A 3,356-nucleotide genomic window follows, 5' to 3' on the forward strand; every position below is an offset into this window, starting at 1 on the left:
CGTTGTGGCCGAAGTTCGCGTACAGCATCCGGGTAGTGCGGAGTTTCGTCCCACAGGAATCGGGGTAATCGCCCCTCGTACCAGGACTGGGCGGGGTCCGTGCCCGAGCGGGAAGCTTCGACGGGGTCCACGGAGGCCAGGACGTGGATGTCCGGGTTGGCGCGGAAGGTCGTTCGACCAGCTGTACCACTCGCTGACCGAGGACGTGAACGTCCCGGGGAGCCCGGCGGTCGAGGGGTGCGCGCGGTCCTCGACGCGCAGCGTCGCCGAGGTGGGCCCCCAGGTGTTGGAGCGGAAGTTCCCGCTGCCGAGGAACTGGTCGTAGTACCAGGGCCATTCGCCCGCGTCGGTGGTGAACGCCGAGACGTGGAAGCCGAGCCAGCCGCCGCCGTTCTCCATGTACCTCTGGAAACCGGCCCGTTGGGCGGCGTCGTGCGGGGCGTCGTCCAGGAAGAGCACGACGTCGTACGCGGCGAGCGCGTCCGCGTCCGCGAGGCGGCCCCAGTCGTTCGTCGCCGTGTAGGCGAAGCCGTTCTCGGCGGCGGCCTCCGGGAACCAGTCGTTGGCCTCGTGCACGAAGTCGATGTGCGCCGCGTCCCACGTGCCGCTGTAGAAGGCCAGCACCTTGAAGTCGGCGGCCTCGGGCGCGGCGAGCGCGGGCGAGGTGCCGCCCAGGCCGAGGAGGAGGGCCAGCGGGAGGAGCAGGCGCAGGAGGAGCGAGCGGGAGCGGGGGGAGCGGCCGGGGGAGCGTGGGGGGAGTGGTGCGGGCATGGGGGTCCTTCCGGGTGGGGCCGGACGGTGACGGGCGGGCCGGCCCGGTGGGGTGGGGCCGACCCGAGAACGTGGCATGACTATGACAAGTGAAGGCGCGGCGTGGGGGCCGTGCCCGCGATGTTCACCCTGTGATTGAAGGACCGGCAGAAAGCGCTGTCAAGGAGTCGCGTGAGTAGGGGAGTTGGGGGCGCGGGCCGCGCTCGCGCGGGAAGGTGACGGCGATCCCGCCCGCCGCCCCCGCCGTCCCCCGGCATCGCGGCAGGCCGGAGCGGGGTGCGCGGGACGGGGGGCTCCCTCGCGCGCCGGGGCGGGCGGTCAGGCGGCCGGGCCGTGCGAGGAGGCGTGGTCCGCCGCCCGGGTGCCGTCCGGAGGGGTGCCGTCCGGGAGGGCGCCGTAGAGCACGGTGTCCACCATCTTCGTCACCTCGTCCGTGATGTCGAAGGGGGCCGGGTCCTCGGTGACCCACGTGATGAGGATGAGGAAGTACGCGCCCGACAGGAGCCGGCCGAGCCGTTCGGCGTCCACGCGCGGCTCGACGCCGCTCTCGGCCGTGGACCTGCTGACGATCCCGGCCAGTTCGGCGGCCAGGGGGGACTTGCGCCAGATGTCCGTGGCGTGGACCGATCCGGTGAGCATCGCGACGCTGGCGTCCCGCGCGTCCTCCGAGACCTTGCCCAGCTCGCCGAAGTAGCGCAGCAGGACCGCGCGCAGCGAGGAGTCCGCCGCGTCGGACCGGTAGGCGGCCTCCAGGGCGACGGCCCGGCGCCGCCGGGCCCATTCCTGGAGGAAGACGGCCTTGCGGGGGAAGTGGTTGAAGACCGTCGCCCGCGCCACGTCGGCGCGATCGGCGATGTCCTCCATGGTCGTCCCCGCGTAGCCCCGCTCCACGAACAGGCCGAGGGCGACCTCGTACAGCTCGCTGCGCCGTCGCCGGCGCTGGCGCTCGCGGCGCCCTCCTCCGGCGCCGGGCTCCGGGCGGGCCGTTTCGGGGACGGGAGCGGGGGCGTCGTCGCGCATTACCTCTTCTTTGCTTTCTCCGGGCCGCAGGGTGTGCTCTACTTTGCTGGACGCTGGTCCAAAAAGTGAACCCCAGGCTGTTTCTATTCCGGCGTCCATCCTAGCTCTCCCCTCCTTCACCTTCCTGGATGAACGCCATGAACAGCCCTGTCCTGCCCAACCCGGGTGGCGTCGGCGCCGCTTCCACCTCCTACGTGACCGTCGACGGCGGTCGCCTCGCCTACGAGTCGACGGGCGAGGGGCCGCTGATCGTGCTCGCGCACGGCATCGGCGACCTGCGCCAGTCGTACCGCTTCCTCGCCCCCCTCCTCGCCGCCGCCGGTTACCGGGTCGTCTCCGCCGACCTGCGCGGGCACGGCGAGTCCAGTACGGGCTGGGAGTCGATCTCCAGATCCGACGTCGCCTCCGACCTGCTGGCGCTCGTGCGGCACCTCGGGGGCCCCGCCGTCCTCGTGGGCCAGTCGCTCTCCGGCGGCGCGGCCACCATCGCCGCCGCGCGGGCGCCCGAACTCATCAGCGCGGTCGTGGAGCTGAACCCCTTCACCCGCGTGCCCAAGACGGACCTCGGCGCCATGCTGCGGGTCCGCCGCTACCGGCGCGGCGGGCTGCTCATGGGCGCCACCGTCGCCTTCCGCAGCCTCGGCATGTGGCTGCGGTACCTGAACGTCGCCTACCCGGCCAAGCCGGACGACTGGGCCGCGTACACGACCGCGCTGCGGGCCAAGCTCTCCGAGCCCGAGCGCATGAAGCAGTTCCTGCTCACCATGAGGACCAATGGGGCCGACGCCGAGGCGGAACTCGCCCACGTCACCGTCCCGGCCCTGATCATCATGGGCTCGGCGGACCCGGACTTCCCCGACCCCGAGGCCGAGGGCGCCGCGATCGTCGCGGCCCTGCCGCCGGGCATCGGCACGCTGGAGATCGTCGAGGGCGCCGGGCACTACCTCCACGCGGAACGTCCCGCCGAGACGGCCGCCCTCGTCACCCGCTTCCTCGCGAGCCGCAGCCGTGCCTGAGCGCCCCGTACCCCCCACCGACGCCGCCGCGCCGGGCGCCGCCGCGCCGGGCGCCGCCGCGCCGGACTCCGCCGTCCCCGGAGGGCCCGCCCCCGCCGGAGCGGCTTCCGCCCGTGCCGCCAAGCCCGGTCACGACAACGTGCGCGGCGGCCTGCGCTTCGCCACCGAACTCATCGCCTGGGTCGCCACTCCCTGGGCCCTGTGGTCGCACTCCATCCCCCTGGCCATCCTCGCGGACCTCCTGCTCATCGGGCTGCCCGCCGTCTTCTCCACCCCGGGCGACCGTCCGGGCGGTGACTCCCCCGTCGCCGTGCCCGGGATCGTCACCATCCTGCTCCTGCTGCTCCAGCTCGTGGCGGCGACCGTCTCCGCCTGGGTCCTGTGGCCCCTCTGGCTCGCCGTGCCGGTGACCGTGCTCTGCCTCATCGTGCCGTTCACCGAACTGCCGCGCTGGCGGGTGCTGTTGCGCACACCGGTGCGCTGAGCCCCACCGCCCCGGTCGCCGGGCCGTTCCGGACGCTGCCCGCGAACGCCCGCCCGGCCGGGGCG

Annotated in this window: 4 protein-coding genes; 2 read left to right on the plus strand and 2 right to left on the minus strand. The window is 73.6% G+C overall.

Annotation, left to right across the window (positions count from 1 at the left end; all coding sequences use genetic code 11):
* Together SSBG_RS16170 and SSBG_RS16175 are read right to left on the minus strand one after the other, a co-directional pair.
* Nucleotides 1-771: ThuA domain-containing protein (locus SSBG_RS16170; protein WP_324603544.1), on the minus strand; the 771-nt coding region annotated here is incomplete at its 3' end.
* 318 nt (nt 772-1,089) lie between these two features.
* Nucleotides 1,090-1,791, minus strand: coding sequence for a TetR/AcrR family transcriptional regulator (locus SSBG_RS16175; RefSeq protein ID WP_008747167.1), 702 nt, complete (start codon nt 1,789-1,791; stop codon nt 1,090-1,092).
* 137 nt (nt 1,792-1,928) lie between these two features.
* Between SSBG_RS16175 and SSBG_RS16180 the strand changes: the two genes are divergently transcribed.
* Both SSBG_RS16180 and SSBG_RS16185 read left to right on the plus strand, forming a co-directional pair.
* Nucleotides 1,929-2,807 carry an alpha/beta fold hydrolase gene (locus SSBG_RS16180; RefSeq protein WP_037869919.1) on the plus strand — a complete coding sequence of 293 codons (879 nt, stop codon included), beginning with the start codon at nt 1,929-1,931 and terminating at the stop codon, nt 2,805-2,807.
* Between the two features lie 139 nt (nt 2,808-2,946).
* Nucleotides 2,947-3,291, plus strand: coding sequence for a hypothetical protein (locus tag SSBG_RS16185; RefSeq protein ID WP_050776908.1), 345 nt, complete (start codon nt 2,947-2,949; stop codon nt 3,289-3,291).
* Nucleotides 3,292-3,356 lie beyond the last annotated feature (65 nt).

It is taken from the genome of Streptomyces sp. SPB074 (assembly GCF_000154905.1).
Classification (GTDB): Bacteria; Actinomycetota; Actinomycetes; order Streptomycetales; family Streptomycetaceae; genus Streptomyces.